Source organism: Streptomyces sp. NBC_00457, assembly GCF_036014015.1.
In the GTDB taxonomy this organism is placed as follows: domain Bacteria; phylum Actinomycetota; class Actinomycetes; order Streptomycetales; family Streptomycetaceae; genus Streptomyces.
Genome location: NZ_CP107905.1, coordinates 949,945 through 976,888 on the forward strand (window position 1 = coordinate 949,945; position 26,944 = coordinate 976,888).

The 26,944-nt window shown below is 70.1% G+C and carries 21 protein-coding genes; 11 read left to right on the plus strand and 10 right to left on the minus strand.

Features of this window, described 5'->3' with window-relative positions; genetic code table 11:
* Positions 1-168 precede the first annotated feature (168 nt).
* From rhaI to OG828_RS04525, 6 genes are all read left to right on the plus strand, one after another.
* A complete protein-coding gene (gene rhaI, locus OG828_RS04500) occupies positions 169-1,329 on the plus strand; it encodes an L-rhamnose isomerase (RefSeq protein ID WP_328500168.1) in 1,161 nt (386 codons plus the stop codon).
* A 114-nt stretch (positions 1,330-1,443) separates the two neighbouring features.
* Positions 1,444-3,483, plus strand: a complete 2,040-nt coding sequence (locus tag OG828_RS04505) for a bifunctional aldolase/short-chain dehydrogenase (protein ID WP_328350399.1) — start codon at positions 1,444-1,446, stop codon at positions 3,481-3,483.
* Entirely contained in the window at positions 3,480-4,928 is a 1,449-nt protein-coding gene (locus OG828_RS04510) for a rhamnulokinase (protein ID WP_328500169.1), read from the plus strand. Before OG828_RS04505 ends, OG828_RS04510 begins: the two co-directional genes overlap by 4 nt.
* Positions 4,929-4,999: 71 nt before the next feature.
* Positions 5,000-5,755, plus strand: coding sequence for a (Fe-S)-binding protein (locus OG828_RS04515; RefSeq protein WP_328350403.1), 756 nt, complete (start codon positions 5,000-5,002; stop codon positions 5,753-5,755).
* A 28-nt stretch (positions 5,756-5,783) separates the two neighbouring features.
* Complete coding sequence (locus OG828_RS04520) at positions 5,784-7,277, plus strand: LutB/LldF family L-lactate oxidation iron-sulfur protein (protein WP_328500170.1); 1,494 nt, start codon at positions 5,784-5,786, stop codon at positions 7,275-7,277.
* Positions 7,274-7,921, plus strand: coding sequence for a LutC/YkgG family protein (locus tag OG828_RS04525; RefSeq protein ID WP_328500171.1), 648 nt, complete (start codon positions 7,274-7,276; stop codon positions 7,919-7,921). The genes OG828_RS04520 and OG828_RS04525 overlap by 4 nt, the downstream gene beginning before the upstream one ends.
* A gap of 21 nt (positions 7,922-7,942) precedes the next feature.
* Here OG828_RS04525 and OG828_RS04530 read toward each other — a convergent pair whose 3' ends face one another.
* Positions 7,943-8,512, minus strand: coding sequence for a hypothetical protein (locus tag OG828_RS04530; RefSeq protein ID WP_328500172.1), 570 nt, complete (start codon positions 8,510-8,512; stop codon positions 7,943-7,945).
* A gap of 182 nt (positions 8,513-8,694) precedes the next feature.
* Here OG828_RS04530 and OG828_RS04535 point away from each other — a divergent pair, with 182 nt between their 5' ends.
* From OG828_RS04535 to OG828_RS04550, 4 genes are all read left to right on the plus strand, one after another.
* Positions 8,695-9,480, plus strand: a complete 786-nt coding sequence (locus tag OG828_RS04535) for an ABC transporter ATP-binding protein (protein ID WP_328500173.1) — start codon at positions 8,695-8,697, stop codon at positions 9,478-9,480.
* A 3-nt stretch (positions 9,481-9,483) separates the two neighbouring features.
* Positions 9,484-10,794, plus strand: coding sequence for an FtsX-like permease family protein (locus OG828_RS04540; RefSeq protein WP_328500174.1), 1,311 nt, complete (start codon positions 9,484-9,486; stop codon positions 10,792-10,794).
* A gap of 305 nt (positions 10,795-11,099) precedes the next feature.
* Positions 11,100-11,957: an AAA family ATPase gene (locus OG828_RS04545; protein ID WP_328500175.1), complete on the plus strand. Its 858-nt coding sequence runs from the start codon at positions 11,100-11,102 to the stop codon at positions 11,955-11,957.
* The gene (locus OG828_RS04550) at positions 11,954-13,315 is read left to right on the plus strand and encodes a vWA domain-containing protein (protein ID WP_328500176.1); all 1,362 of its coding nucleotides are present in this window, start codon (positions 11,954-11,956) and stop codon (positions 13,313-13,315) included. Before OG828_RS04545 ends, OG828_RS04550 begins: the two co-directional genes overlap by 4 nt.
* Here the strand turns inward: OG828_RS04550 and OG828_RS04555 are convergent, their stop codons facing one another.
* Positions 13,316-14,017, minus strand: coding sequence for an SDR family oxidoreductase (locus OG828_RS04555; protein ID WP_328350419.1), 702 nt, complete (start codon positions 14,015-14,017; stop codon positions 13,316-13,318).
* Positions 14,018-14,247: 230 nt separating this feature from the next.
* Here OG828_RS04555 and OG828_RS04560 point away from each other — a divergent pair, with 230 nt between their 5' ends.
* Positions 14,248-15,222: an NAD(P)-dependent alcohol dehydrogenase gene (locus OG828_RS04560; RefSeq protein WP_328500177.1), complete on the plus strand. Its 975-nt coding sequence runs from the start codon at positions 14,248-14,250 to the stop codon at positions 15,220-15,222.
* 6 nt (positions 15,223-15,228) lie between these two features.
* Here OG828_RS04560 and OG828_RS04565 read toward each other — a convergent pair whose 3' ends face one another.
* The 8 genes from OG828_RS04565 to OG828_RS04600 form a co-directional block, all read right to left on the minus strand.
* The gene (locus tag OG828_RS04565; protein WP_210569821.1) at positions 15,229-15,594 is read right to left on the minus strand and encodes a cupin domain-containing protein; all 366 of its coding nucleotides are present in this window, start codon (positions 15,592-15,594) and stop codon (positions 15,229-15,231) included.
* A gap of 128 nt (positions 15,595-15,722) precedes the next feature.
* Positions 15,723-16,700 (minus strand): pyridoxal-phosphate dependent enzyme, encoded by a 978-nt coding sequence (locus OG828_RS04570; RefSeq protein ID WP_328500178.1) that lies wholly within the window; start codon positions 16,698-16,700, stop codon positions 15,723-15,725.
* Between the two features lie 111 nt (positions 16,701-16,811).
* The gene (locus tag OG828_RS04575; RefSeq protein WP_328500179.1) at positions 16,812-18,212 is read right to left on the minus strand and encodes a glycoside hydrolase family 43 protein; all 1,401 of its coding nucleotides are present in this window, start codon (positions 18,210-18,212) and stop codon (positions 16,812-16,814) included.
* 335 nt (positions 18,213-18,547) lie between these two features.
* Positions 18,548-19,834: a winged helix-turn-helix domain-containing protein gene (locus OG828_RS04580; RefSeq protein WP_328500180.1), complete on the minus strand. Its 1,287-nt coding sequence runs from the start codon at positions 19,832-19,834 to the stop codon at positions 18,548-18,550.
* A gap of 135 nt (positions 19,835-19,969) precedes the next feature.
* Positions 19,970-22,735: a LuxR family transcriptional regulator gene (locus OG828_RS04585; RefSeq protein WP_328500181.1), complete on the minus strand. Its 2,766-nt coding sequence runs from the start codon at positions 22,733-22,735 to the stop codon at positions 19,970-19,972.
* Between the two features lie 85 nt (positions 22,736-22,820).
* Positions 22,821-25,544, minus strand: a complete 2,724-nt coding sequence (locus OG828_RS04590; protein WP_328436690.1) for an ATP-binding protein — start codon at positions 25,542-25,544, stop codon at positions 22,821-22,823.
* Entirely contained in the window at positions 25,541-25,738 is a 198-nt protein-coding gene (locus tag OG828_RS04595) for a hypothetical protein (protein ID WP_328500182.1), read from the minus strand. The genes OG828_RS04590 and OG828_RS04595 overlap by 4 nt, the downstream gene beginning before the upstream one ends.
* A gap of 346 nt (positions 25,739-26,084) precedes the next feature.
* A complete protein-coding gene (locus OG828_RS04600) occupies positions 26,085-26,918 on the minus strand; it encodes an alpha/beta fold hydrolase (RefSeq protein WP_328436692.1) in 834 nt (277 codons plus the stop codon).
* Positions 26,919-26,944: the final 26 nt, after the last annotated feature.

Consider the following 26,944-nt stretch of genomic DNA (forward strand, 5'->3'; position numbering starts at 1 on the left):
ATTTCGATAGCCGAAGGTCACGGACCAGTCACGGACATCGGGGTTGGTCAGAGGGGTTGACACCCCTTCGGAGGCGCCATAGCTTCCCGTTCTGAATCGTTTCATGCGACAGTCATTCCAGCAGTCGTTGCCGCAGTAGTTACGACCCGATGCCACAGGAGTCCTGAAGTGACCGAACTCGCCGCGGTGAAGGCCGCCCTGAAGACCCAGGCCGTCGAGACGCCGTCGTGGGCGTACGGGAACTCGGGTACGCGGTTCAAGGTGTTCGCGCAGCGAGGCGTGCCGCGGACGCCGCGGGAGAAGCTGGACGACGCGGCCCAGGTGCACGCGTTCACCGGTGTCGCGCCGACCGTTGCCCTGCACATTCCGTGGGACAAGGTCGACGACTACGCGGCGCTGGCGAAGTACGCCGAAGAGCGCGGCGTGAAGCTGGGCGCGATCAACTCCAACACTTTCCAGGACGACGACTACAAGCTCGGCAGCATCTGCCATCCGGAGGCGGTGGTGCGGCGCAAGGCTGTCGATCACTTGCTGGAGTGCGTCGACATCATGGATGCGACGGGCTCCGCCGATCTGAAGCTGTGGTTCGCGGACGGTACGAATTACCCCGGGCAGGATGATCTACGGGAGCGGCAGGACCGGCTGGCCGAGGGGCTTGCGGAGGTGTACGAGCGGCTCGGAGACGGGCAGCGGATGCTGCTGGAGTACAAGTTCTTCGAGCCTGCCTTCTATTCGACCGATGTACCGGACTGGGGCACGGCGTATGCGCACTGCCTCAAGTTGGGGCCGAAGGCTCAGGTGGTGGTCGACACCGGCCATCATGCGCCGGGTACGAACATCGAGTTCATCGTGGCGACGCTGCTGCGGGAGGGGAAGCTCGGGGGGTTCGACTTCAACTCGCGCTTCTATGCGGACGACGACCTGATGGTCGGGGCCGCCGACCCGTTCCAGTTGTTCCGGATCATGTACGAGGTGGTGCGTGGGGGTGGGTTCACGTCCGACGTCGCCTTCATGCTCGATCAGTGTCACAACATCGAGGCGAAGATTCCGGCGATCATTCGGTCGGTGATGAATGTGCAGGAGGCTACGGCGAAGGCGCTGCTGGTCGACCGGTCGGCGTTGGCTGACGCGCAGGCCTCGGGTGATGTCCTTGAGGCGAATGCCGTGCTGATGGATGCGTACAACACGGATGTTCGGCCGCTGCTTCGTGAAGTGCGCGAGGAGATGGGGTTGGACGGGGACCCGATGGCTGCGTATCGCCGGTCCGGGTGGGCCGAGAAGATTGTCGCTGAGCGAGTTGGAGGGGAGCAGGCCGGTTGGGGCGCGTAAGCGTCTGCCGGGTTCTGGTCTCTGCGGGGTGCGGGCCGTTTGTGGCTGGTCGCGCAGTTCCCCGCGCCCCTGAGTACGTGCACTTGCCCTCTCTCAAGTAAGGACTGGAAGTTCATGGCACCGCACCCCGAAGCCGTCTCTCTCCTCGCCCGGTCCAATCGGCTCGGCGCTGATCCTCGTAACACCAACTACGCCGGCGGGAACACGTCCGCCAAGGGGACCGACACGGATCCCGTCACCGGGGGTGATGTGGAGCTGATGTGGGTCAAGGGGTCCGGGGGTGACCTCGGGACTCTCAAGGAAGCCGGGCTGGCCGTGTTGCGGCTGGATCGGATGCGGGCGCTCGTCGAGGTCTATCCGGGGGTCGAGCGCGAGGACGAGATGGTGGCCGCGTTCGACTACTGCCTGCATGGCAAGGGCGGGGCGGCTCCGTCGATCGACACGGCGATGCACGGGCTGGTCGAGGCCGCGCATGTGGATCATCTGCATCCGGACTCCGGGATCGCGCTCGCCTGCGCCGTCGACGGGGAGAAGCTGACCGCCGAGTGTTTCGGGGACAGCGTGGTGTGGGTGCCGTGGCGGCGGCCCGGGTTTCAGCTCGGGCTGGACATCGCGGCCGTGAAGAAGGCCAATCCGCAGGCCGTCGGATGCATTCTCGGCGGGCACGGGATCACCGCCTGGGGTGACACCTCCGAGGAGTGCGAGCGCAACTCGCTGCACATCATCCGTACCGCCGAGGCGTTCCTCGAGGAGCGCGGGAAGGCCGAGCCCTTCGGGCCGGTGATCGAGGGGTACGCCGCCCTCAGCGCCGGCGAGCGGCGGGAGCGGGCAGCCGCACTGGCGCCTCATGTGCGTGCCCTCGCGTCGCAGGACCGCCCCCAGGTGGGCCACTTCAACGACTCCGAGGTCGTCCTCGACTTCCTCGCGTCCGCCGAGCATCCTCGGCTCGCCGCGCTCGGTACGTCCTGCCCCGATCACTTCCTGCGCACGAAGGTACGGCCGCTGGTGCTCGACCTGCCGCCGACCGCGCCGCTGGACGAGGCGATCGCACGGCTGAAGGAGCTGCACGCCGCCTACCGCGAGGAGTACGCCGCCTACTACCAGCGGCACGCCCTGCCCGACTCCCCCGCGATGCGCGGTGCCGACCCGGCGATCGTGCTGGTTCCCGGGGTCGGCATGTTCAGCTTCGGCAAGGACAAGCAGACCGCGCGGGTGGCCGGTGAGTTCTACGTCAACGCCATCAATGTGATGCGCGGGGCCGAGGCCGTGTCGACGTACGCGCCGATCGAGGAGTCCGAGAAGTTCCGTATCGAGTACTGGGCGCTCGAGGAGGCCAAGCTTCAGCGGATGCCGAAGCCCAAGGCGCTGGCGACGCGGGTCGCGCTGGTGACCGGGGCGGGCAGTGGGATCGGGAAGGCGATCGCCGGGCGGCTGGTGGCCGAGGGGGCGTGTGTCGTCGTCGCGGATCTGAATGCCGAGAACGCGGCCGCCGTCGCCGAGGAGCTGGGCGGGCCCGACAAGGCCGTCGCCGTGACGGTTGATGTGACGTCCGAGGAGCAGATCGCCGATGCCTTCAAGGCGGCCGTGCTCGCCTTCGGCGGGGTCGATCTGGTGGTCAACAACGCCGGAATCTCCATCTCCAAGCCGCTGCTCGAGACTTCGGCGAAGGACTGGGACCTGCAGCACGACATCATGGCCCGGGGGTCCTTCCTCGTCTCGCGCGAGGCGGCGCGGGTGATGATCGCGCAGGAGCTGGGCGGCGACATCGTCTACATCGCCTCCAAGAACGCCGTCTTCGCCGGGCCGAACAACATCGCGTACTCCGCCACCAAGGCCGATCAGGCGCACCAAGTGCGGCTGCTGGCCGCCGAGTTGGGTGAGTACGGGATCCGGGTCAACGGGGTCAATCCCGATGGCGTGGTGCGTGGGTCCGGGATCTTCGCCGGTGGCTGGGGTGCGCAGCGGGCGGCCGTGTACGGGGTGGAGGAGGCGAAGCTGGGCGAGTTCTACGCCCAGCGGACCATCCTCAAGCGCGAGGTGCTGCCCGAGCATGTCGCGAACGCCGTGTTCGCGCTGACCGGTGGGGAGTTGACGCACACCACCGGGCTGCATGTCCCGGTCGACGCCGGCGTCGCGGCCGCGTTCCTGCGATGAGCACGGGTGTGAAGTCGTACGCCGCGGTCGACCTCGGCGCGTCCAGCGGGCGCGTCATGGTCGGCCGTGTCGGGCCCGACTCGCTGGAGCTGACGGAGGCCCACCGGTTCGCGAACCGGCCGGTACGGGTGCCGGAGGGGCTGCGGTGGGACGTGCTCGGGCTGTATGCCGGAGTGCTGGACGGGCTCAGGGCGGCGGGTCAGGTGGACTCCGTCGGCATCGACAGCTGGGCCGTGGACTACGGGCTGCTGGACGCCGACGGTGCGCTGCTCGGGAACCCCGTGCACTACCGGGACGCGCGGACCGAGGGCATCGCGAAGAAGGTGTGGGCGACGGTGCCCGCCCCCGAGCTGTATGCGGCGACGGGACTGCAGTACGCGCCCTTCAACACGCTGTACCAGCTGGTCGCCGCCCGTTCCACCCAGCAACTGGCGTACGCCAAGCGTCTGTTGCTCGTCCCGGATCTGCTCGCCTACTGGCTCACCGGCGAGCAGGGCACCGAGCTGACCAACGCCTCCACGACCCAGCTGATCGATCCCCGGACGCGCGACTGGTCGTACGACGTCGCCGCCCGGCTCGGGATCGACCTCGGCCTGTTCGCGCCGCTCAGACAGCCCGGGGACCCGGCGGGCGTGCTGCTGCCCGAGGTGCTGGAGGAGACCGGGCTGACCGGGCCGGTGCCGGTCACGACGGTCGGCTCGCACGACACGGCGTCGGCGGTTGCCGCTGTACCGGCCGAGGGTGAGCGGTTCGCGTACATCTGCACCGGCACCTGGTCCCTGGCGGGCCTGGAGCTGGACGCGCCCGTGCTGAGCGAGGCGAGCCGCGCCGCCAACTTCACCAATGAGCTGGGGCTGGACGGAACAGTCCGGTATCTGCGCAACATCATGGGACTGTGGCTGCTCCAGGAGTGCGTACGGGCCTGGGGTGAGCCGGAGTTGGGCGGGTTGCTGCTCGACGCGGCCAACGCGCCGGCGCTGCGGTCGGTCGTGGACGCGGGCGACTCGGCGTTCCTCGCGCCGGGGCGGATGCCGGAGCGGATCGCCGAGGCCTGCCGGGTCTCGGGGCAGCCGGTGCCCGAGTCGCCCGCCGAGATCACGCGCTGCATCCTCGACTCCCTCGCGCTCGCCCATCGCCGGGCGGTCGAGGAGGCGCAGCGGCTGGCCGGGCACCCGGTCGACGTCGTGCACATCGTGGGTGGCGGCACGCGCAACGCATTGCTGTGCCAGCTCACCGCCGACGCCTGCGGACTGCCGGTCGTGGCGGGTCCGACGGAGGCCGCCGCCCTCGGGAACGTCCTGGTCCAGGCGCGGGCCCACGGGCTCGTCGGCGACCTCGCGGGAATGCGGCGCCTGCTCACCCGTACACAGCCGCTCACCCGATACGAGCCGCGCGGCGACATCGCGCGCTGGCGCAAGGCGGAGGCCCGGCTCACCCGGCGGTGACCGGGGACTCCCCCACGTCCTGTTGCCCGACTACGCTGCACTCATCCGATGATCAACCACAAGGAGCCGCGATGCGTGTCGCCCTGTTCCTGACCTGTGTCAACGACACGCTCTATCCGGACACCGGCCGCGCCGTGGTGAAACTGCTGACCAGGCTGGGCGTCGACGTCGACTTCCCGATGGCCCAGACCTGCTGCGGGCAGGCGCACTACAACACCGGCTACCGGCATGAGGCGGAGCCGCTGGCCCGGCATTTCTCCGATGTCTTCGGGGAGTACGAGGCGATCGTGACCCCGTCCGGGTCGTGCGGGGCGATGGTGCGGGAGCTGTATCCGCGGATGGGCGAGCGGGCGCGGGCCGAGGGACGCGGGGACACGCTCGCGGCCACGTTGGCGCCGGTGATCCCGAAGACGTACGAGCTCACGGAGTTCCTGGTGGACGTGCTCGGGGTGACGGACGTCGGCGCGTACTACCCGCACAAGGTGACCTACCACCCGACCTGCCACGGGCTGCGCAGCCTGGGCCTGGGGGACAGGCCGCGGCGGCTGCTCCAGGCCGTCAAGGGGCTGGAGCTGGCCGAGCTGCCGGGTGCCGACGAGTGCTGCGGATTCGGCGGCACCTTCGCCCTGAAGAACTCCGACGTCTCGGCTGCGATGGGCGCGGACAAGGTGCGCAACGCCGAGTCGACGGGCGCCGAGGTGCTGTGCGCGGCCGACAACTCCTGCCTCATGCACATCGGCGGGACGATGGCCCGGATCGGCACCGGCATGCGGCCCGTCCACATCGCGGAGATCCTGGCGAGCACGGAAGAGGAGCCGGCGGAATGAGCGGGCGTACCGGAGAGGAGCCGCGCGCATGAGCGGGACGTTCGTAGGGATGCCGGCCTTCCCGAAGGCCGCGCACGAGGCGGTGCACAACCAGACGCTGCGCGGCAATCTGCGGCACGCCACCCACACCATCCGCGCCAAGCGGGAGAAGGCGGTCGCCGAGGTCTCCGACTGGGCGGCGCTGCGCGAGGCGGGCAAGCAGATCAAGGACCACACGCTCCGCCATCTCGACCGCTATCTCGTGCAGTTGGAGGAGTCGGTCACGGCAGCGGGCGGGACGGTCCACTGGGCGGCCGACGCCGACGAGGCCAACCGGATCGTGACGCGACTGGTCAAGGAGACCGGCGAGTCGGAAGTCGTCAAGGTCAAGTCGATGGCCACGCAGGAGATCGGGCTCAACGAGGCGCTGGAAGAGGAGGGCATCCGCGCCTACGAGACCGATCTCGCCGAGTTGATCGTGCAGTTGGGCAAGGACCGGCCCTCGCACATCCTCGTCCCGGCGATCCACCGCAACCGTGGCGAGATCCGGGACATCTTCGCCCGCGAGATGAGCGAGTGGGGCCGCCCGGCACCGGACGGCCTCACCGACACACCCGCCGAACTCGCCGAGGCAGCACGCCTGCACCTCCGCGAGAAGTTCCTGCGCGCCAAAGTCGGCGTCTCCGGCGCCAACTTCATGGTCGCCGAGACCGGCACGATGGTCGTCGTGGAGTCCGAGGGCAACGGGCGGATGTGCCTGACCCTGCCCGAGACGCTGATCTCGGTCGTCGGCATCGAGAAGATCGTGCCGACCTGGCAGGACCTGGAGGTGTTCCTGCAGACGCTGCCGCGTTCGTCGACGGCGGAGCGCATGAACCCGTACACGAGCATGTGGACCGGCACGACGGACTCCGAGAGCGCCGACGGGCCGCGCACCTTCCACCTGGTGCTTCTCGACAACGGCCGCACCGACACCCTCGCCGACGAGGTCGGCCGCCAGGCCCTGCGCTGCATCCGCTGCTCGGCCTGTCTCAACGTGTGCCCGGTGTACGAGCGGGCCGGCGGCCACGCCTACGGCTCGGTCTATCCGGGCCCGATCGGCGCCATCCTCAGTCCCCAACTCCGGGGCACGGAAAGCGAGATCGACGCCTCACTGCCGTACGCCTCGTCGCTGTGCGGTGCCTGCTACGAGGTGTGCCCGGTCGCCATCGACATCCCCGAGGTGCTGGTGCATCTGCGGGAACGCGTCGTGGAGGGCGGCCAGGTGACACGGGCGGGCAACAAGGTGGTGCTGAAACCGGCCAAGGGACATGCCGCCGAGCGGGCCGCCATGCGCGCGGCACGCTGGGCGTTCGCCCGCCCGGGCGCCCTGCGCACCGGCCAGCGGCTCGCCTCCCGCACCCGGCGGCTGCATCCGCGCTCGATTCCGGGTCCCGGCAAGGCGTGGAGCGAGACCCGGGCCCTGCCCGCACTGCCGTCCGAGCCGTTCCGGGACTGGTGGCAGCGCACGCGGGGCGGCAGCGGAAAGGACGGTGCGAAGTGAGCAGCAGGGAGCGGATCCTGGGCCGGGTGCAGCGCGCGCTCGCGGACGTGCCACCGGACGCCACGCCGTACGACCAGGCGGTCTCGCGCACCTATCTGAGCGAGCACGGGAACCGGAGTGTCGAGGAGACGGTGGATCTGCTCGCCGAGAATCTGGCGGACTATCGGGCGATCGTGCATCGCACGGACGGTGCCGGACTCGCCGGAGTGATCGCGGGGTTGCTCGACGCACGGGGATCGGCGTCCGTCGTCGTGCCGCCGGGGCTGGACGAAGGGTGGCTGGCGGCGACCGAGGTGGCCCAGGTGCCGGACCGGGCCGAGAGCACGTCGTACGAACTGGACCAGGTCGACAGTGTGGTGACCGGCTGCGCGCTCGCCATCGCCGAGACCGGCACGATCGTCCTGGACGGCTCCCCCGACCAGGGCCGCCGCCGGATCACCCTCGTCCCCGACCACCACATCTGTGTCGTACGGGTCCCCGGCCAGGTCGTGTCGTCCGTGCCGCAGGCCCTGCCCCGGCTCGACCCGACACGCCCGCTGACCTGGATCTCCGGTCCCTCCGCGACCAGCGACATCGAACTCGACCGGGTCGAGGGGGTGCACGGACCGCGCACCCTGGAGGTGATTCTGGTGAGCGGGGAGTGATCGGCGCGGCGGTATCAGGCGTCAGCTGTATTTCATCGGGCAGCCGCGTCTCAGGGAATGGCGGGCGGCGCTCAGATACAACGCCGTGTAGAAGGCCGTGTCCAGGTCCTTGGCCCATGGTCCGGGGCGGGCTGCGGTCATCTCCCGCGCCGGGCCGTCCAGGAACCACGACGTGAGTTCCAGGTTGCCGTTCGTGGCCGGTATCTCGGGCGGGAGGCCTATGACCGTTGCCAGTTGTTCCGCGAGGGCGAGCACCTGGGGTGCGCCGGCGAGCATGGTCTCGTCGGTGTAGGAGGACTCGACGGGCAGTCGGATCTCCTCGTCGAGCGAGATGGGAACCAGCACGGTCCAGCCCAGGAGCCGTTCCTCCGCCTCCCGTGACAGGTGGGCCCGGCACAGCGCACTGAATCCGTCCATGGGTGGAACGAGCTTCTCCTCGAATGCCGACGCCTCCGGCACCCACTCGTACGGCGGCAGTCCGCGCCGCCGCAGCTCCTCGTTCAGCCCGGCCGACACCGCGCCCAGTCCACCTTCCTCCTCATCCTCGTCGAACCACTCCTGCGCACCGACCCCGACAAGGTAGATCCCCATGACCGCCAACGTACAACGCACCACTGACAGTCCCCCGGGCCTCACCTCAGCCCTGGTGACCCGTACAGGGTGTTGCCGAGTACACCCTCCAATACGGGTTCTGCGCCCAATGTGGTCCCGCCTCCGTCTCCGTAGCGTCTTGGGCATGGCACAGGGCGTGCCGGAGTGAGGGTGATGACGAAATGTTTCGCACAGGTTCGCGACGTATGCACGACAAGGGACCCGCCGCCGAGGCGCTGCGGCTGGTCAAGGTCACCAAGACCTACGGCTCCGACGACAGCGCCGTGACCGCCCTGGACGGGGTCACGCTCAGCCTCGGGCGGGGCACGTTCACCGCCGTGATGGGGCCGTCGGGCTCGGGGAAGTCGACGCTGCTGCAGTGCGCGGCCGGTCTGGACCGGCCCGACAGCGGCATCGTGCTGGTCGACGGGGCGGAGATGACGGGTGACACGGAGGCCGAGCTGACGAAGTTCCGGCGCCGGCGGATCGGGTTCGTGTTCCAGCAGTACAACCTGCTGGAGACGCTGACCGTCGCGCAGAACACCGTGCTGCCGCTGAAGCTCGCCGGGCAGCGCGTCGACCGGCGGCGGGCCCGGGAGGTGCTGACCTCCGTGGGGCTCGGTGAGCGGCTCGGGCACCGTCCCGACCAGCTCTCGGGCGGTCAGCGGCAGCGGGTGGCGATCGCCCGCGCGCTGGTCACCGAACCCCGGGTGGTCTTCGCGGACGAGCCGACGGGCGCACTGGACACGCGCAGCGCCCGGGAGGTGCTGCTGCTGCTTCAGGAGGCGGTGCGGGTGCACGGCCGGACCGTGGTGATGGTGACGCACGACCCGGTCGCCGCCTCGTACGCCGACTCGGTGCTGTTCCTCGCGGACGGCCGGCTGGCCGGCCGGATGGACGCGCCGACGCCCGACGCGGTCGCCGAGCGGCTGGCCCACCTGGGCGACGACGCGCTGCAGGGGGTGTGAGCGATGTTCTTGCTGGCCATGCGGTCGATCCGGCAACGGCCCGGACGCTTCCTCGCGACGCTGCTGTCCGCGTTCCTCGGCGCGGCGATCATCATGACGTTCAACTCGATGCACGACACCGCCGGACAGCCCGGCATCGACTCGACCAGCTCCGAGACGCTGAGCCTGTCGGCGAGCGTCGTCGGCGGCTACGGCACGCTGCTGGTGTTCTTCGCCGTCGCCTCGACGCTCACGGTCAACGTCCGCCAGCGGGCTGCCGAGCTGGAGCTGCTGCGCTGCTCGGGGGCGACTCCGGCGCAGATCAAGCGGATGGTCGTCGGTGAGGCGGTGGCCGTGGCCCTGGTGGGCGCGGCGCTGGCGATCGGCCCGGCGATGCTGGGTGGGCGGCTGCTGCTGGACGTGTTCCAGGACAGCGGCCAGGTCGCCGGGTCCGTCGACCACTCCTTCGGGCCGATCGCGCTGATGTCGGGCATCGACATCACGCTGCTCGCGGCGGCGGGCGCCGCGTTCCTCGCCGTACGGCGGGCGACGCGCCGGCGCGAACGGCGGGACGGGAAGCGGAAGTTCTTCGCGTACGCCGCTCTGGTCGTCGGCGCTGTGGCGGTGACGTCCACCTTCGCGATGTCGGCGACGGACGAGGCGCTGATGGCGGCTCCGGCGCAGGGCGCGATCCTGCTGTCGGTGGGTTTCGCGCTGCTGGCGACGCGGCTGCTGAAGGGCCTGCTGAACGGGCTGTCGCTGTCGGGGGCGAGCGGCTGGCTGGCCGTGCGCAACCTGCGGGAGCGGGCGGAGCATCTCGCCGGGATCCTGATGTCGCTGATCCTGTTCACGGCGGTGTCCACGGCGACGCTCACCATGCAGGCGGTGGAGAGCGACACGGTCGAGAAGCTGGGGATCGTCAAGGACGTCGACGCCAAGACGCTGGAGACCCTGAACTTCACGGTCGTCGGCATCATCGTCGCGTTCGTCTGCGTGATGCTGGTCAACTCGCTGTACGCGGCGACGACGTACCGGGCCCGGGAGTTCGGGCAGCAGCGGCTGGCCGGGGCGACTCCGGGTCAGGTGCTCGGTGTGGTGGGCGCCGAGGGGCTGGTGCTCACGGTGACCGGTGTCTTCTTCGGCACGGTGGCGGCGCTGGCGGGGATCGTCCCGTTCACCGTCGTCCGCTCGGACGAGGTACTGCCGGGCCAGTTCTTCGGCATCTGGTTCACGGTCGTCGCGATCGCGGCGGCGGTGACGATGGGGACGAGCCTGGCCACGACCCGGCGGGTGCTGCGTACTCCGGCGGTCGAAGCGGTGGGGCTCGCGGCCTGAGCGAGGGGGACTCGGTAAGGGGCGGTCGCCATAGCGGCCGCCCCTTACGCCTGCTCGACCGCCTGTGCGATATGCGGCTCCGGGGCCGGTCGAGCTGAGGCCTCCTAAGCGGCCCTGGTGAAGTCGGCTACGGTTCGGCAGCGCCCCGAAGGGGCGCGGGGAACTGCGCGACCAGCCACGACGGCCCCGCAGACGAGCGACAGCCAATCGCGGCCGGCGGTACTCGATCGCCGGAAGTCGCGTGACAGGCGTCCTGAACAAGCGCTTAGATAGCGGCAGGAACGCCCACCGAGCGGGAGGCCCCGTTGTTCACATCCGTAGACGAAGTCTCCGCCCGTCTCGCCGAGACCGGCTATCTCGCCTCCCCCGCGGTCGCCACCACCGTTTTCCTCGCCGACCGTCTCGGCAAGCCGCTCCTGGTGGAGGGCCCCGCCGGCGTCGGCAAGACGGAACTCGCCAAGGCCGTCGCCACGATCGCCGGAGCGGAGCTCATACGGCTGCAGTGCTACGAAGGCGTCGACGAGTCCCGCGCGCTGTACGAGTGGAACCACGCCAAGCAGCTGCTGCGCATCACCGCGGGCCGCGACGAGACCTGGGACGAGACGCGCACCGACATCTTCAGCGCGGAGTTCCTGCTCCCCCGCCCGCTGCTGACGGCCATCCGTGGCGACACCCCGAAGGTCCTGCTGATCGACGAGACCGACAAGGCGGACGTCGAGGTGGAGGGCCTGCTGCTCGAAGTGCTGAGCGACTTCCAGGTCACCGTCCCCGAACTGGGCACGGTCACGGCCACGCGCCGCCCCTTCGTCGTCCTCACCTCGAACGCGAGCCGCGAGCTGTCCGAGGCGCTGCGCCGCCGCTGCCTGTTCCTCCATATCGGCTTCCCCGACGAGGAGTTGGAGCGCCGGATCGTACGGCTGAAGGTGCCGGACCTCGACGAGGCGCTGGCCGCGTCGGTGGTGCGCGTCGTCGGCGCGCTGCGGGCGATGGACCTGCGCAAGGTGCCCTCGGTCGCCGAGACCGTCGACTGGGCGCGCACGTTGCTGGCGCTGGGCGCCGACACGCTGGACGAGACGGTCGTACAGGCCAGTCTGGGCGTGCTCCTCAAGCACCAGGACGACGTCCTGAAGGCGGCCGCCAAGCTCGATCTGGACGCCGTGTGACCGCGGCGGCGTCGGATGTCGCGGCGCGGCTGACGGACTTCGTCGCCGCGCTCCGTGCGCACGGCATCCGCATCGGCACAGGGGAGACCGTGGACGCCGGCCGGGCGGTGGCGGCGCTGGGCCTGGCGGACCGTGAGCGACTGCGCGAGGGACTGGCCGCGACGCTGCTGCACGGCACGGGACAGCGGCCGGTGTTCGACCCGGTCTTCGACCTGTACTTCCCACGGGGCGTGGGAGCGCCGGAGGAGCGGCCCGCGGACCGGGACGATCTGCGGGACCGGCTCGCGAAAGCCCTGACCGCCAACGACACCGCGTTGATGGGCCGGTTGGCGGGCGAGGCCGTCGACGGCTTCGGCGGATACGGGAGTTCACCGGCGTCGGACGGCTGGTCGTCGTACCAGACCCTCGACCGGCTCCGCCCGCAGACGCTGCTGGCCCGGGTCCGCGACGACATCCGGGCGCAGGGCGGCACTTCGGGGTTCGCGGACCGGCTCCTCGACGACGAGATACGGCGGCGGATCGAGGCGTTCCGGGCGATGGTGGCCACGGAGGCGCGGCGCCGGGTCGCCGAGCGGCGCGGGCGGGACGAGATCGCCCGGCGTGCGGTGGCCCCGACCGCCGACCGGGTCGACTTCCTGTACGCCGGGCGGGACCGGGTGGCCGAGCTGCGCAGGACGGTGCAGCCGCTCGCCCGGAAGCTCGCCACCCGGCTGGCGGCACGCCGGCGCCGTGCCGCGCGGGGCACGATCGACCTGCGCCGGACGCTGCGCGGCTCGCTGTCGACGGGCGGGGTGCCGATGCGGCCCGTGCTGCGCCGGCGCCGTCCGGCCCGGCCCGAACTGGTGCTGCTGTGCGATGTGTCGGGCTCCGTGTCCGGCTTCTCGGACTTCACGATGCTGCTGGTGCAGGCGCTGCACGACCAGTTCAGCAAGGTGCGGGTGTTCGCCTTCGTCAACCGGATCGACGAGGTGACCGGGCTGCTCCGGCACGGCGTCGCCGATCCCCAGGGGCTCGGCGCCCGCATCCAGACGGAGGCCACGCTCACCCGATGGCACGGCAGCAGCGACTACGGCGTGGCGCTGGGCGAGTTCGCGGAGCACTACGCCGACGCGCTGGGCCCGCGTACGACCGTGTTCGTTCTCGGCGACGCCCGCACCAACATGAGCGACCCGAACCTGCCCGCCGTACGCGACATCGCCGAACGGGCCCGCCGCGTCTACTGGTTGAACCCCGAGCCGCGCACGCTGTGGGGCACCGGCGACTCGGCCGCACCCGAGTACGCCGGAGTCGTCGCAATGCACGAGTGCCGCAACGTCCGGCAGCTCGGCGACCTGATCGCCCGCCTGCTGCCGGTGTGATCAGGCGGCGAGCTGCGGATAGAGCACCGCGAGGTCCGCGGACAGGCCCGCCTTGACCTGCCGGGAGATGTCGTCCGCCAGCACCTCGTAGGCTCCGGCCGCGATGCCGTCGAGGGCCTGCGCCGCCACGCTCTCGGGCGTGGACTTCGGCTCGTCGATCCGCGCCGTCATGTCCGTGTCGACATAGCCGACATGAAGGCCGGTGACCTCGATACCGCGCGGCTTGAGGTCGAGGCGCAGGGAGTTGGTCTGCGACCAGAGGGCGGCCTTCGAGGCGCTGTAGGAGCCGGCGAGACCGATCCACGACAGCGCCGAGTGCACGTTGAGGATGTGGCCGCCGCCGTTGCGCTCGATGACCGGCACGAAGGCGCGGGTGACGAGGAGCGGTCCGTAGAAGTTCGTCTCAAACTCGCGGCGGATGTCGTCGACGGACGAGGCGAGGAAGTTGGCGTTCACGCTCGCGCCCGCGTTGTTGATCAGCAGGGTGACGTCCTGCGCCTGCTCGGCGGCGGCCGCGACGGACGCCGGGTCGCCGACCTCGAGGGCCAGCGGCACGGCATCGGGGTGGGTGACGGTCCGTGGGTCGCGGGCGGTGGCGTACACCTTCTTGGCGCCGCGCTCGTACAGGGCCGCGACCAGGGCACGGCCGATACCGCGGCTGCCGCCGGTTACCAGGGCGACGGATCCTTCGATGGTTGTCATGGGACGCTCCGCACTCTTCTCAGCAAGACAAGGCAAGGACGGAAAACCGATCGTTTTCCATGTGGACACGAGTAGCGTAAACCGATCGGTTTTCCAGAGCAAGCGCGCCCCCTGTTCCGTACATCTCTCCCGGACCCCTAGGGGTGCTCTCCGGGGCGAACCAGGGCTTGCTCCTCATTCCCGGGCAGACCTCGCTCTTCTACGCTCCGTGGTAACAGAGGGGGGATTCCATGAAGGCTGTGATCCAGGACCGGTACTGCTCGGCGGACGAGCTGGAGTTCAGGGAGGTCGACCGGCCGGTACCGAAGCCCGACCAGGTGCTCGTGCGGGTGCAGGCGGCGTCCGTCAACGCCAAGGACTGGCACATGATGCACGGCGACCCGAAGCTGATGCGCATCTCCATGGGGCTGCGCGCACCCAAGCTGAAGATCCGCGGCAATGACTTCGCGGGCCGGGTCGAGGCCGTCGGCAGCGAGGTGAAGGGGCTGCATCCGGGCGACGAGGTGTTCGGCGAGACCGACGGGACGTTCGCCGAGTACGCGTGCGCCCGCGCCGCGGCCGTGGCCCCGAAACCGCCCGGCCTCACCTTCGAGCAGGCCGCCGCGATACCGGTGGCGGGGTGCACCGCGCTCATGGGCCTGCGTGATGTGGCCCGCGTCCGGTCCGGGCAGACGATCCTGATCAACGGCGCGTCCGGCGGCGTCGGCACGTTCGCGGTGCAGCTCGCGAAGGAGTACGGCCTGGACGTCACCGCGGTGTGCCGGACCCGCAACGTGGACATGGTCCGCTCGCTCGGCGCGGACCATGTCGTCGACTACAGCCAGGAGGACTTCACCCGGAGCGGACGCCGGTACGACGTGGTGCTCGATCTGGTCGGCAACAAGTCGCTGAGCGAGTTCCGGAGCGTACTGACCCCGGCCGGCACGCTGGTGCTGTCCGGCGGCGGGACCTACGACGGTGGCACCTTCTTCGGGCCGATGAGTCTCTTCTTCCAGGCGCGGGCGGTCGGCAGGTTCGTATCGCACCGCGTGGTCGAGATCTCGGCGGTGGTGACCACGGAGTATCTGACCGTCCTGGGCGAGCTGGCCGAGTCGGGAAAGGTGGTCCCGGTCATCGACCGCACGTATCCGTTCGCCGAGATACCGGAGGCGATCCGGTACCTGGAGGTGGAGCACGCGCGCGCGAAGGTCGTCATCACGGTGTGAGGGGTGCTACCCCTCCTTGGCCTTGGCGTATTCCTGTGCCATGCCTCCCGCGAAGTCGTACGCGATGACCGGCTCGTCGCCCACGACCCAGGCGTCGTGTCCCGGCGGGCACACGAAGACGTCGCCGGGTCCGACCTCGCTCTCGGCGCCGTCGTCCATGCGGATGCGCAAACGGCCTTCGACGACATAGCCGTTGTGGTGGATCTGACAGCTTTCGGTCCCGGCTATCGGCGCTATGGACTCCGACCAGCGCCAGCCGGGCTCGAAGGTCGCCACCGCGAAGTCGAGTCCGGTCATGTGAACGGTTTCCAGATGGCCTCGGGGGAAGTCCCTCCGCTCGTCCGGCTTGTCGAGCGTCTTGATCTCGAGCATGACGCTCCTCCTTTCCGGCCGCGCACTGCGGCCGGGGCCGGTCTCCGTCTCCGGGCGGCCACGAACGGCGCCGGCGGTGACCGTGCCCCATGCGTCCATCGTCCTCCCGGACGACCAAGACCACCACGTCAGCCGGCGCCGCCGCACAGCCGCGCGAAGCGCTCGGCATCGATGTTGCCGCCGGAGACGATCACACCGACCCGCCGCGGCAGGGCACCGGTCCGACCGTTGAGCAGGGCGGCCAGCGGCGTCGCGCCGCTGGGCTCCACGACGATCTTCAGCCGCTCGAAGGCGAACCGCATCGCGTCCCTGATGTCGTCGTCCCCGACCAGGGCGATCTCGTCGACCAGCCGTCGGTTCACGGAGAAGGTGAGCTCTCCGGGTGTGTGCAGGGCCTGTCCGTCGGCGATGGTGCGGGGCACGGGGATCTCGATGCGCCGGTCCGCCTCCAGCGACCTCTTGGTGTCGTCCCCGGCCTCCGGCTCGACGCCGATCATCCGGATCGCCGGATACAGGCCCTTGGCGACCGTGGCACTGCCGGCCATCAGCCCGCCCCCGCCGACCGGCGTGACGAGCGCGTCCAACTCACCCGCTTCTTCGAGGAGTTCCAGGGCGGCGGTGCCCTGCCCGGCGATGACATGCGGATGCTCGTACGGCGGGATGAGCGCGAGGCCCCGCTCGGCGGCCAGGGCCTCACCGATGGCGATGCGGTCGCCGGTGTAGCGGTCGTACGTCACGATCTCGGCGCCGTATCCGGCGGTGGCGTCCATCTTGGAGCGCGGGGCGTCCTCCGGCATGAGGATCACGGCGGTGGTGCCGAGTTCACGGGCGGCCAGAGCGACGGCCTGGGCGTGGTTGCCGGAGGAGTAGGCGGCGATGCCCCGGGCCAGCTGCTCCGGTCTCAGCCGGGAGGCCGCGTTGTAGGCGCCGCGGAACTTGAAGGCGCCCACACGCTGGAAGTTCTCGCACTTGAGGAACACCTTGGCGCCGACGAGTGCGTCCAGCGTCCGTGAACGCAGCACCGGGGTGCGGTGCGCGACGCCCTTGAGCCGGGCGGCGGCGTCACGGACGTCATCGAGGGTGACCGGCGGGGTCGTGGTAGTCACGCGTGTCCTCCATCGGCGTCGGGGTGGCCTCGGGCTCGATTCACACCTCTAGACTAACAGTCCAGATCCTGTACTGACAGTCCAGATTCCCGACGCCCGCCGGCGAAGCCCTCAGTACCCGACGTGGAATGTGGCGTCCTGCCGCTCCGCGGCGGTCGAGACGGGATCGATCCGCAGGGCGTAGTCGGCGTGCCTGATGTACCGGGTCGGGTTGTTGTACGAGCGGAACGACGACCAGGAGGAGTCGGCGAGCCCCGCCGTCCGGTAGAAGGTGGCGTCGGCGGCGAACGTGGACGTGCCGTCGTTCTCGTCCAGCCTCAGGTTGTAGCTGTAGTGGCGCAGATAGCGGGCCGGGTAGTTGACCGACTGGAAGGAGACCCCCGCCGAGTCGGCGAGGCCCGGCACGAGCTTCCACTGCGAGTCGGGAAACGGGTCGAAGGGGTATGCGTCGATCCGGCCCACGTAACCGCTGTGCCGGACGTAACGGCCCGGGTAGTTGTACGACTTCAGCCGGTTCCAGGCCGGGGCGCCCCAGGCGGACACCAGATTGCCGTACTGGGCCGAGGTGATCGACTGTATGCCGCAATGCTTGGAGTTGAGCGGCTGCGTGTAGAGGCGCTGGTCGAGCGCGGTCCAGGTGCCGGCCGCGAGGTTCGTGGTCTGCCAGGCGTAGAAGACGCCGTTCGGCGTGTAGGTGTCGCCCCAGAGGTACCAGGTGTTCGAGGTCAGGGACTTCACCACGGTCGGGGCCTCGGTGCCGCCGTGTGCGGCGGGCGTACTGAAGACCGTGAAGCTGCCCGGGTTCAGCGAGGTGGATCTCGCGCCGACGAGGGTCTGGTCCCGTTTGAAGTACAGGTAGTTGACGCCGTTCACCCCCACGGTCAGATTGCCGTCGATGACGTCGTAACCGGGGTCGAAGAACACCTGCGGGTTCTCGGTCGTCCGGAAGTCGGTGGTGTAGCTCACCATGATCACGTTGTGGCCGCTGCTGTTCACCGACGAGTAGAGGATCCCGTACCGGCCGCGCCCGGCGTCCCAGAAAGCTTCCGGTGCCCAGCTGTGCGTGTTCGTCATGTCGTGCAGCTTCAGCAGCCGGTAGCCGGTGAAGGTGCGCAGGTCGGCCGAGTCCCAGACGTGGATGTACACGCTGTTGCGGGACCAGTCGGTGCCCTTCAGGTCCGTCGTCAGCACGACGAAGGTGCCGTCCTGCTTCCGCAGGATGAACGGGTCCCGCAGCCCGCCCGCGCCGGCCGTCGGCGTGACCACGGGCTTGTTCTGGTTCAGCGGCATCCACCGCAGCCCGTCGGTGCTGACGGCCAGATGCAGGCCGTAGTCGGCCTCCAGCATGGTCGTGGACTCGGTGAAGTAGCACATGACATACGCCGAGTCGGCCGCGTGGGCCGATCCCGCCCCGAGGGCCAGCGAGCCGGTCACCACCAGCGGCACGGTGGCGGCCATACCGAGCACCTGACGGCGTGAGGGGCGGGGGCCGGGCTGGGCACTGCTGCTCATCTACCCTCCAAGAGGTCATCGACTTCCGAGATTTCGAACACAGTTCGGGGAATCGATCAGAAGGTAGAGGCGTGGTGACAGGGGGTCAATTGTTCTGTCAGGCCTTGTTGATTCCTGTGAGAACAGCCATGACAGCCGGGTCGGCCGGGGACGGTCGCGTCAGGACACCCTGCCCTGCGGCTTCGACAGCAGCCCAGAGGTGGAGGAGTCCGGGTTCGCCACGCAGACAAGCCCATCCGGCGGTTGACGGATACCAAGCGCGACATCGGCAACCTGCCGCAGCCGACCTGAGCCACATCACCAGAACCGTGCCTGACCGGTATCACGAATACAAGTCAGTAGCGAGGTTCCTGAGTGGTGGTGACCGCCTTCGTGAGCTTCCCGGCGAGGTCACCTTTCCTCGCCACCGAGACGTGTGCGAGGTCGAGCCAGCGGGCGAGCAGTCGTAGCTCGTCCGCCAGCTCCGGCGCCACCGCGCCTGGATCAGCCCCCGGCTCGGCGAACGCGCCGAGCACCCGCAGGACCCCCGCACCGCGGTCGCTCTTGACATCGATCCGTGCCACAAGACCGTCGCCGAGGAGGAACGGAAGCACGTAGTAACCGTGAACCCGCTTGGCCGCCGGAGTGTAGAGCTCGATCCGGTGGCGGAAGCCGAAGATCCGTTCGGTGCGTGACCGCGACCAGACCAGCGAGTCGAAGGGCGCCAGCAGGGCGCGCGCTTCGCGCACGAGCGTTGGAAGCCGTCCCGCCGTGACGTAGGCAGGGGCGTTCCACCCCTCGACGCGGGCCGGGTTGAGGAGGCCGGCCTCGACCAGTTCGGCCAGGCGCGCCTTGGACTCCTTCCGCGGCAGGCGGAAGTAGTCGCCGAGATCGGGCTCGGTCGCGACGCCGAGGCGTGCCGCTGCGATCAGTAGCAGCTGCCGCTGCGCCTCGTCTTCGGGTGGCGTCGGGGCGTCGAGGACGGCCTCCGGCAACACCCGCTCGGGAAGGTCGTAACGGCGCTCGAAGCGGACACGGTGGTCGACGCAGACGAGGCCGGCGAAGAAGAGGTAGTCGAGCGCGATCTTGGCCTCGCTCCAGTTGTACCAGGGGTTTTTGGGCTTGCGCACCGGAGCGGCGAGCTCGGCGGCACGGATCGGCCCCCGCTCGCGCACAGTGCGCAGAACCGACTGGAGCAGCTCGGGCTTCTCCGCGGCCAGGAGGCGGGCCGGTTTCTCGGTGAGCTTTTCCGCCCGCGCCATCCGCCAGCGCAGCAGCGGCTGCGTTTCGACCGGCAGCAGCGAAGCTTCGTGTCCCCAGTACTCGAACAGGCTGCGGTCCTCGCGGCCGGCTCGCGCGGGTCCGGCGTCGTCAGCATGCGAGGCCAGGCGGTCGAGGATGGTCTGCGAGTAGGGGCCGAGCCGGGAGAAGAGCGGCATGTAATGAGCGCGGCAGAGGACGTTGACCGAGTCCAGCTGCAGCAGGCCGACGTCGTCGATCCCACGCCGCAGGCGTCGGGCGTCGACCCGACCGTTCGGCCGCGGTCGGCCCAGGCCCTGCGCCACGAGTGCGACACCCCGCGCCTCCGCCGTACTCAGCTCGATCTCGGCGCCGACGCCCACCGTCCTTGTTCTGGCGCTCACTTTGATCGCCCCTTACCTTTCGATGGCACCGGAGGAGACGCATACCGGTCTTCGTACACAATTCGAGTCGGACGTGGACAGCCGTACCCTCCAATTCGGCTGGGCCGGGCGGAGCGCACTTGCCGACGAGCGCTGTCAATCGCCGGAATCGGTTTCACTCAGCTTGCGCCCGATCTGCTTCCGGGACGTGATGTCGAGCTTGCGGAACACCCTGCTCAAATGGAACTCGATGGTCGAGGTGGTGACGAACAGCTGGGTGGCGATCTCCGCGTTGGTCGACCCCGACGCGGCCAGTCTCGCCACATGACGTTCCTGCGGGGTGAGGTCGAACTGGGTGTCGACCGTTCGTTTGCGTGCCGTCTCCCCGGTGGCCAGCAGCTCCACCCTCGCTCGCTCGGCGAAAGGCGCGGCGCCCCAGGACTCGAACGACTCGTACGCGGCCCGCAGCTGGACCCTGGCATCGGCACGGCGCCTGCGCCGGCGGAGCCACTCGCCGAACAGCAGGCGCGACCATGCCAGCTCCACGGCCACCGGCACCTTCCCGAGCTGCGAGATCGATTCCTGATACAGCTGCTCGGCTCCGTCATCGTCGGTCATCAGGGCCCGGCAGCGTGCGAGCAGCCCCAACGCCCATGGGGTTCCGGCCACCGGAGCGCGTTCCTCCATGCGCTCCATGGCCATGGCGGCGGCCTTCCGGTCGCCGGCCCGCAGCCCGGCCTCGACCATTCCGGCGACGTTGACATCGCCGAGGGCCAACGGGTGGTCGGTGAACACCGTGAGCAGGGCGTCGAGTGCCTCCCGATACCGCCCGCGACCGATCTCGAAGATGCTCAGGGCCTGGCCGATCCACCGATGCAGCTCGATCCCCATGGTCTCGGACATGGCGCGCATCGTCGCGACCGCGGCCCGCAACTCGGCTTCCCGACCGCTCCAGGCGTACAGCAGGGCCTTGTGGAAATCTCCCGGCCCGCTGTATCCGGTCGCGGCCATGTAGTCGTACGCCTCGATGTAGCAGCTCTCGGCCGCGGCGAACCGACCGGCCCAGATCTCCACCGTGGCGAGGGCGATCAACGCCGTACTGAGCCCGTAGAGCGCTCCCCGACCGCGGTCCGCCGTCACCAGTTTCCGGAGGATCTCCCGCTTGGCTTCGATGTCCCACAACTCGTCGCCCGCCAAGCTGACCATGACGCTGAACGCATTCTGCTCCTGGAGGTCGTCGGCGGTGCGCAACCGGGCCAGGGCCGCAGCCAGGGCCGGGGCTCCCGCGGCGTAGCCGTAGGCGACCGAGCGCGCCAGTGCCGCCATCAGCGGATCGGGGCTCCAGGCCGGCAACGCCGGTTCGCGCCAGGCGTCGGCGGTGGCCTTGGCGACCTCGCGGGTTGTCGTCCTGGTGATCGTCCGGTCGCCGATGATCGCGGCGTACGTCGCCTCGCGCAGCAGTTCCCAGCTTGCCATGGGATCGGTTGAGCCTATCTCGGCCACCGCGTCCAGCAGCATCGCGGGCACCTCGCGGGGGCGGGCGTGGAACATCTCTACGGACGCCCGCAGCCGTGTCGCGTGTGCCCGGTTGACCGGCCCGGTCAGGTCGGGAGTGGCGAGATCGAGCAGCGCCTGGACAGCCGGCACATTGCCGGAGGTGAGGTGTGCCGCCGCCGCGTGGAGATATCGCTCGGCCCGCTTGCCCGGATGCGCGGTCATCTCCGCCGCCCGGGTGAGGACCAAGGCCTGCTCGGAGTATCCGCCACGCGCTTGGGCTCGTTCGGAGGCGGCTTCGAGCTGCGCGGCAACGCTGTCGTCCGGTCCGTCGGTCGCCTCGGCCAGGTGCCACGCCCGGCGCTCAGGGACGCTCGTGGCGGCGAGTGCCGCCTGGACACTGCGTCGCGCTTCGGCGGACGCGGCCGAGTGGACCGCCGACCGGATCAGCGGGTGGCGGAATTCGGCGACGATCCCGCGGTTCAGTATCCCCGCGGCGACCGCGGGCGTGGCAGAGCGGATGGACAGCCCCAGGACGCCGGCGGCGCGCCACAGCGCCGTCCGGTCGTCCGTCGGTGTCGCGGCCATGAGCAGCAGCAGGGTCTGGGTGTCGGCGGGCAGCAGCGCCGCCGCCTGCCGGAAGTGTTCTTCCAGCTGCCGGTTCACCGGCAGCGGCTCGGGCAGTGGTGTGACCCCGGCCAGCTGTTCCGGGCCCAGGTTCACCGCCAGTTCCCGGATCGCGAGCGGGTTGCCTCCGGTGCCGGCCACGAGCCGCTCGGCGACCGCCTCGTCGAGGTGTCCGGTCACGCCGTTGGTCAGCAGGGCCCTGGCTTCCACGTCCGGGAGTCCTTCCAACCGGAGTGCGGGAAGCGCGCCGAACACGTCGTGGTCGCCGGTCCCGTCGCGTCCTGCGGCCAGCAGCCCCAGGGAGTCCGCGTACAGGCGCCGGCCCACGAATGCCAGGGTTTCCGCCGACTCGCGGTCCAGCCACTGCACGTCGTCGACCAGGCAGAGCATCGGCGCCGCCGTGGCCGCGTCCGAGAGCAGCGTCAATGCGGCCAACCCGACCAGATGGCGGTCGGACGGCGAAGCATCGGTCAGCCCGAACGCGGCGTTCAGGGCGTCACGCTGCCGCTGCGGCAGGGCTGACAGCCGACCGAGGTAGGGCAGCAGGAGCCGATGCAGGGCTCCGTAGCCCAGTCGTGTCTCGGCCTCCACACCGACCAGCCTGACGATTGTCAGCTCCTGGGCGGACGTGGCGGCGTACTCCAGAAGCCGGGTTTTACCGACTCCCGCGTCGCCGGTGAACACCAGGACTCCACTGAAGCCGTCACGGACCGATTCCAGCAGCCTTCCGATCGCCTCACGCTCCGCGTACCGACCGACCATCGTCGGTTCCGCCGCACGGTGAACCCCGGACCACACCATGGGATCCCCCTCCCCTCGCGATGCTCCGCCCGGTTCAGACGCTAGGCGCACCGCACCAGGCCGAGCGAGCGTCACATGACGGTGCTCAGCGCACCTCGCTGATCACTGTCCGCAGCTCGGCGCGGGAGACGACGCCGAGTCGGGGGAAAATCCGGTGCAGGTGGGAGCTGACAGTCCGGTGCGAAAGGTAGAGCCGCTGGCCGATCTCTCGGTTGGTCAGGCCCTCGGCGGCCAGCTGCACTATCTGCAGCTCGTGCGGAGTCAGCTGGTCGCGAGCGTCGGGATCGCGGCGGCGACTGGTCTCGCCGGCCGCGCGCAGTTCGCGGCGGGCCTTCTCGCCCCACGGGATCGCGCCCAGCGCGTCGAGCATGTCCCGTGCGACACGAAGGTGGTCCCGCGATTCCACGGACCGGCGCCGACGTCGGAGCCACTCCCCGAAGGCCAGGTGGGTTCGGGCCCGGATCAGGGGCCAAGCGGCCAGGTCGGCATACATCGCCGCCTCGAACAACGCCTCGGCTGCGGCATCGTCGTCGGCCAGGAGCGCGCGAGCAAGGCGCAGTTCGGCATGCAGCACCGGCGCCGGGGTCACGGCGGCGATGTCTTCGAGCTGCGCCACGATCGGCACGACGCTTTCCGCACGCCCGCAGTGCACCGCCGCGTCGACGAGATCGCCGACCGCCGTGAGGCGGAGCGCGACCTGGAATGCGGGGTCCGCGGGATCGTGCACTCGCCGGAAGTGGCCCAGCGCCTCCTCGAACCGTCCCGCGGCCAGGGCGGCTGTCCCGCGGGCGATCAGCGCGATCGCCAGCACGGGACGCGCTCCCGCGGGCAGGCCGATCTTCTCGGCCTCCTCGGCGAGCCGCAGAGCGTCGTCGACATCCCCGCGCAGCGCCGCGAGTTTCGCACCGATGGCGGTCATCAGGGCGTACATCATCGTCTGGGTCGTCTCGCGGGCCAGCCGGCGTGACTCCTCGGTGGCCGGGATGGCCGCGCCGAGGTCGCCGACGACGATGTCGGACCAGGCCTGTGCGCCGGCCGTGCGGGCCAGCAGGCCGAGGCGGCCTTGAGCCCGCAGACCGATGCTTCCGGACGCGGCGAAAACGCGCGCGGCGTCGAAGCCGCCGGCCAGCAGCGTGGCGGTGCTCAGCATCCGGTAGGCGCGGCCGTCGTCGCCGTCGTTCGGCGTCATGTCCCGGATCCCGTTCAGGACGAACGCGCCCCGCTCGACCGGCGCCGCGTAGGCACAGATGGCCAGCCGCCAGGGATCGAGGTCGTCCAGCTCCACACGCTCGACCGCGTCCAGAACCCGGCGTCGCGCCTCCGGGCCAGGCTCGGACCAGAAGCACAACTGCGCGGCACTCCACAGGATCCGCAGCGCCAGGGCCCGGTCATCCGCCACGACGCTCTCGGCGAGCGCCGTCAGCGAGACCACGGAGCCGGGAGGGCCGCCCAGCCCCTCGTCGAAGCGGCCGCGGAGCCAGACCACGGTGGCGTGCTGCCGCGGTGTCAATGTCGTGGTCTGCGCGTGGTCGAGCAATCGGCTCACGGATTCCGGCCGCCCGAGCTCGACGGCATAGTCGGCGGCCCGCAGCAGGCGTTCGGTGCGGCGGGCGGCATCGCCGCTGAGTATCGCCGCGTGTTCGAAGGCTGCGACGGCCTCCGCGATGCCACCACGGCGCGCGGCACGCAGCGCGGCGTCTTCCAGCGCCTGGGCGACGGTCTCGTCCACAGTCGAGGTCGCCGCGGCCCGGTGCCGCACCTGACGGTCGGGGTGGGCGTCGAGCACCGAGGCGAGGGCGACGTGCGCGGCCTGCCGCTCGGCCGTGGGCATCGTCTGCTGGATCGCCGAGCGCATCAGCGGATGCCCGAAGCGCAGTTCGATCCCGGCGACCGAGACCAGCCGGGCACGCAGCGCCGGTTCGAGATCGGCGATCCCCACGGCAGCACCGGCCAGGACCCGAGCCGCGGCGAAGATCTCGGTGAGCGACGAACCGTCGCCGAGGGCTGCGACCCGCAGGACGGTCCGCGTGGCCGCCGGCAGCGTCGCCAGCCGGTCGGTGAACGCGCGCTCCAGGCGTTCGGTGAGCGGCAGGCGTGTCTCGTCCGGGTCGGCTGCCGTGCCGAGGCTGCGGGACAACTCGGTCAGGGCCAGCGGATTCCCGGCCGCCGCGGCGAGCAGTCTCCGGCGCGCGGTCGGCCGCAGGCCGGGGGCCTCGTTGGCCAGGAGCGCCGCGGCGGCGTCGTCGGACAGCGGTTCGAGCGGAACCGTGGTGAGTTCGTCGGGGTTCAGCCGCGACCGGTAGCCGTCCCGCGCGGCGCCGACCATGACGACCGGCTCCGAGCCGACCCGGCGTGCCATGAAGGCCAGCACGCTGACCGTGGCGTCATCGAGCCACTGCACGTCGTCGGCGAGGATCAGGACCGGCGCGGTCGCGGCGACGTCGGCTATGAGGTCGAGCACCGCGAGGCCCACCATGAAGACGTCGGACACCTCGGCCTCGGCATAGCCGAGTGCGGCCGCCAGTACGAGCCGGTGCGGCGCGTTGCCTTCAGTCTGCACGGGATCGAGGGGTCGCAACAGTTGTTGGAGGCCGCCGAAGGGCAGGTCGCTCTCGGCCTCGACACCCACCGCGCGCAGCACTCGGAAGCCCATGGACTCGGCCAGTGCCCCGGTCGCGGCGAGCAACGAGGTCTTGCCGATGCCCGGTGCACCGCGGACCAGGACCGCTGACCCGCGACTGCCCACGTCGGACAACGCGCCACGCAGCAACCCGAGTTGCGCTTCCCGGCCCACGAGATCCACGTTCATCGCTTCGACCGCCCGTTCAGGCCCGCACGGGCCCAGTCATCCGCCACGACGCTCTCGGCGAGCGCCGTCAGCGAGACCATGGACCCGGGAGGTCCGCCCAGCCCCTCCTCGAAGCGGCCGCGGAGCCAGACCACGGTGGCGTGCTGTCGCGGTGTAAGTGTCGTGGTCTGCGCGTGGTCGAGCAAGCGGTTCACGGACTCCGGCCGCCCGAGCTCGACGGCACGCAGCAGGGGTTCGGCGGTCGAGGCCGGTAGGTCGGGAGCGCGGGTGGCCTCGACCGTGTCGGTGACGGCAGGCCAGGCGGTCGCGACGGGTCCGTGACCGGCCTCTTCGAGCAGCTCGATCCAGTTCTACCGACTGGATGATCGGGACGGGGCAAGCCAGTTGCGGAGGTTGCCGAGGACCTCGGTGTGCAACCGAGGACGCTGCGCAGCCGGGCGGTACGGGTGGGGAGTCGCCGACCGGCCGGATGCGAGGTGTCGGCATCCGGCGCGGACGGTGTTTCAGTCCGTCCCCAGGGGACGACGCAGGTCCCGGCGGTTACTTGCCCAGGAAGGCCAGCAGCGCGGCGTTGACCTCCTCGGCGTGCGTCCACAGCAGACCGTGCGGGGCGCCCTCGATCTCGACGTACTCGGCCGAGGGCAGGAGCGCGTGGAAGGGCCGTCCGGTGGCGCCGACCGGCAGGATCCGGTCGGCCGTGCCGTGCAGGATCAGCGTCGGTACGTCGATCTTGGCGACGTCGGCGCGGAAGTCAGTGATCCAGGTGGGCACACAGGCCACCGACGCGTAGGCCGACGCGCCCGCTGCCACATTCCAGCTGGCCCGCACAGCCTCTTCGCTGATCCGGTCGCCCAGCGTCTCGTCGAGGTTGTAGAACGCCTCGTAGAAGCCGGTGAAGTAGGCGTAGCGGTCCTTCGTGACCGCCTCCAGGATGCCGTCGAAGACGGACCGGTCGACGCCGTCCGGGTTGTCGTCGGTCTTGAGCAGGAAGGGCTCGAGGGAGGCCAGGAAGGCGGCCTTGGCTACGCGCCGAGAGCCATACGTCCCCAGGTAACGGCCGACTTCCCCCGTACCCATGGAGAACCCGACGAGTACGGCGTCGGTGAGGTCCAGAGTGGACAGCAGTGTGTCGAGATCGGCGGCGAAGCTGTCGTAGTCGTACCCCGTGGTTGGCTGCGACGACCGGCCGAAGCCGCGCCGGTCGTAGGTGATGACCCGGTGGCCCGCGTCGAGCAGGGCCGGGAGTTGCTTCTCCCAGGAGTGGCCGTCCAGTGGGTAGCCGTGGATCAGCACGACGGGCTGCCCGCTCCCGTGGTCCTCGTAGTACAGGTCGATGTCGGTGGAGTTCTCCTGGCCGACGGTTATGTACGGCATGGCAGTTCCCTTCGTGGGTTGGTGTA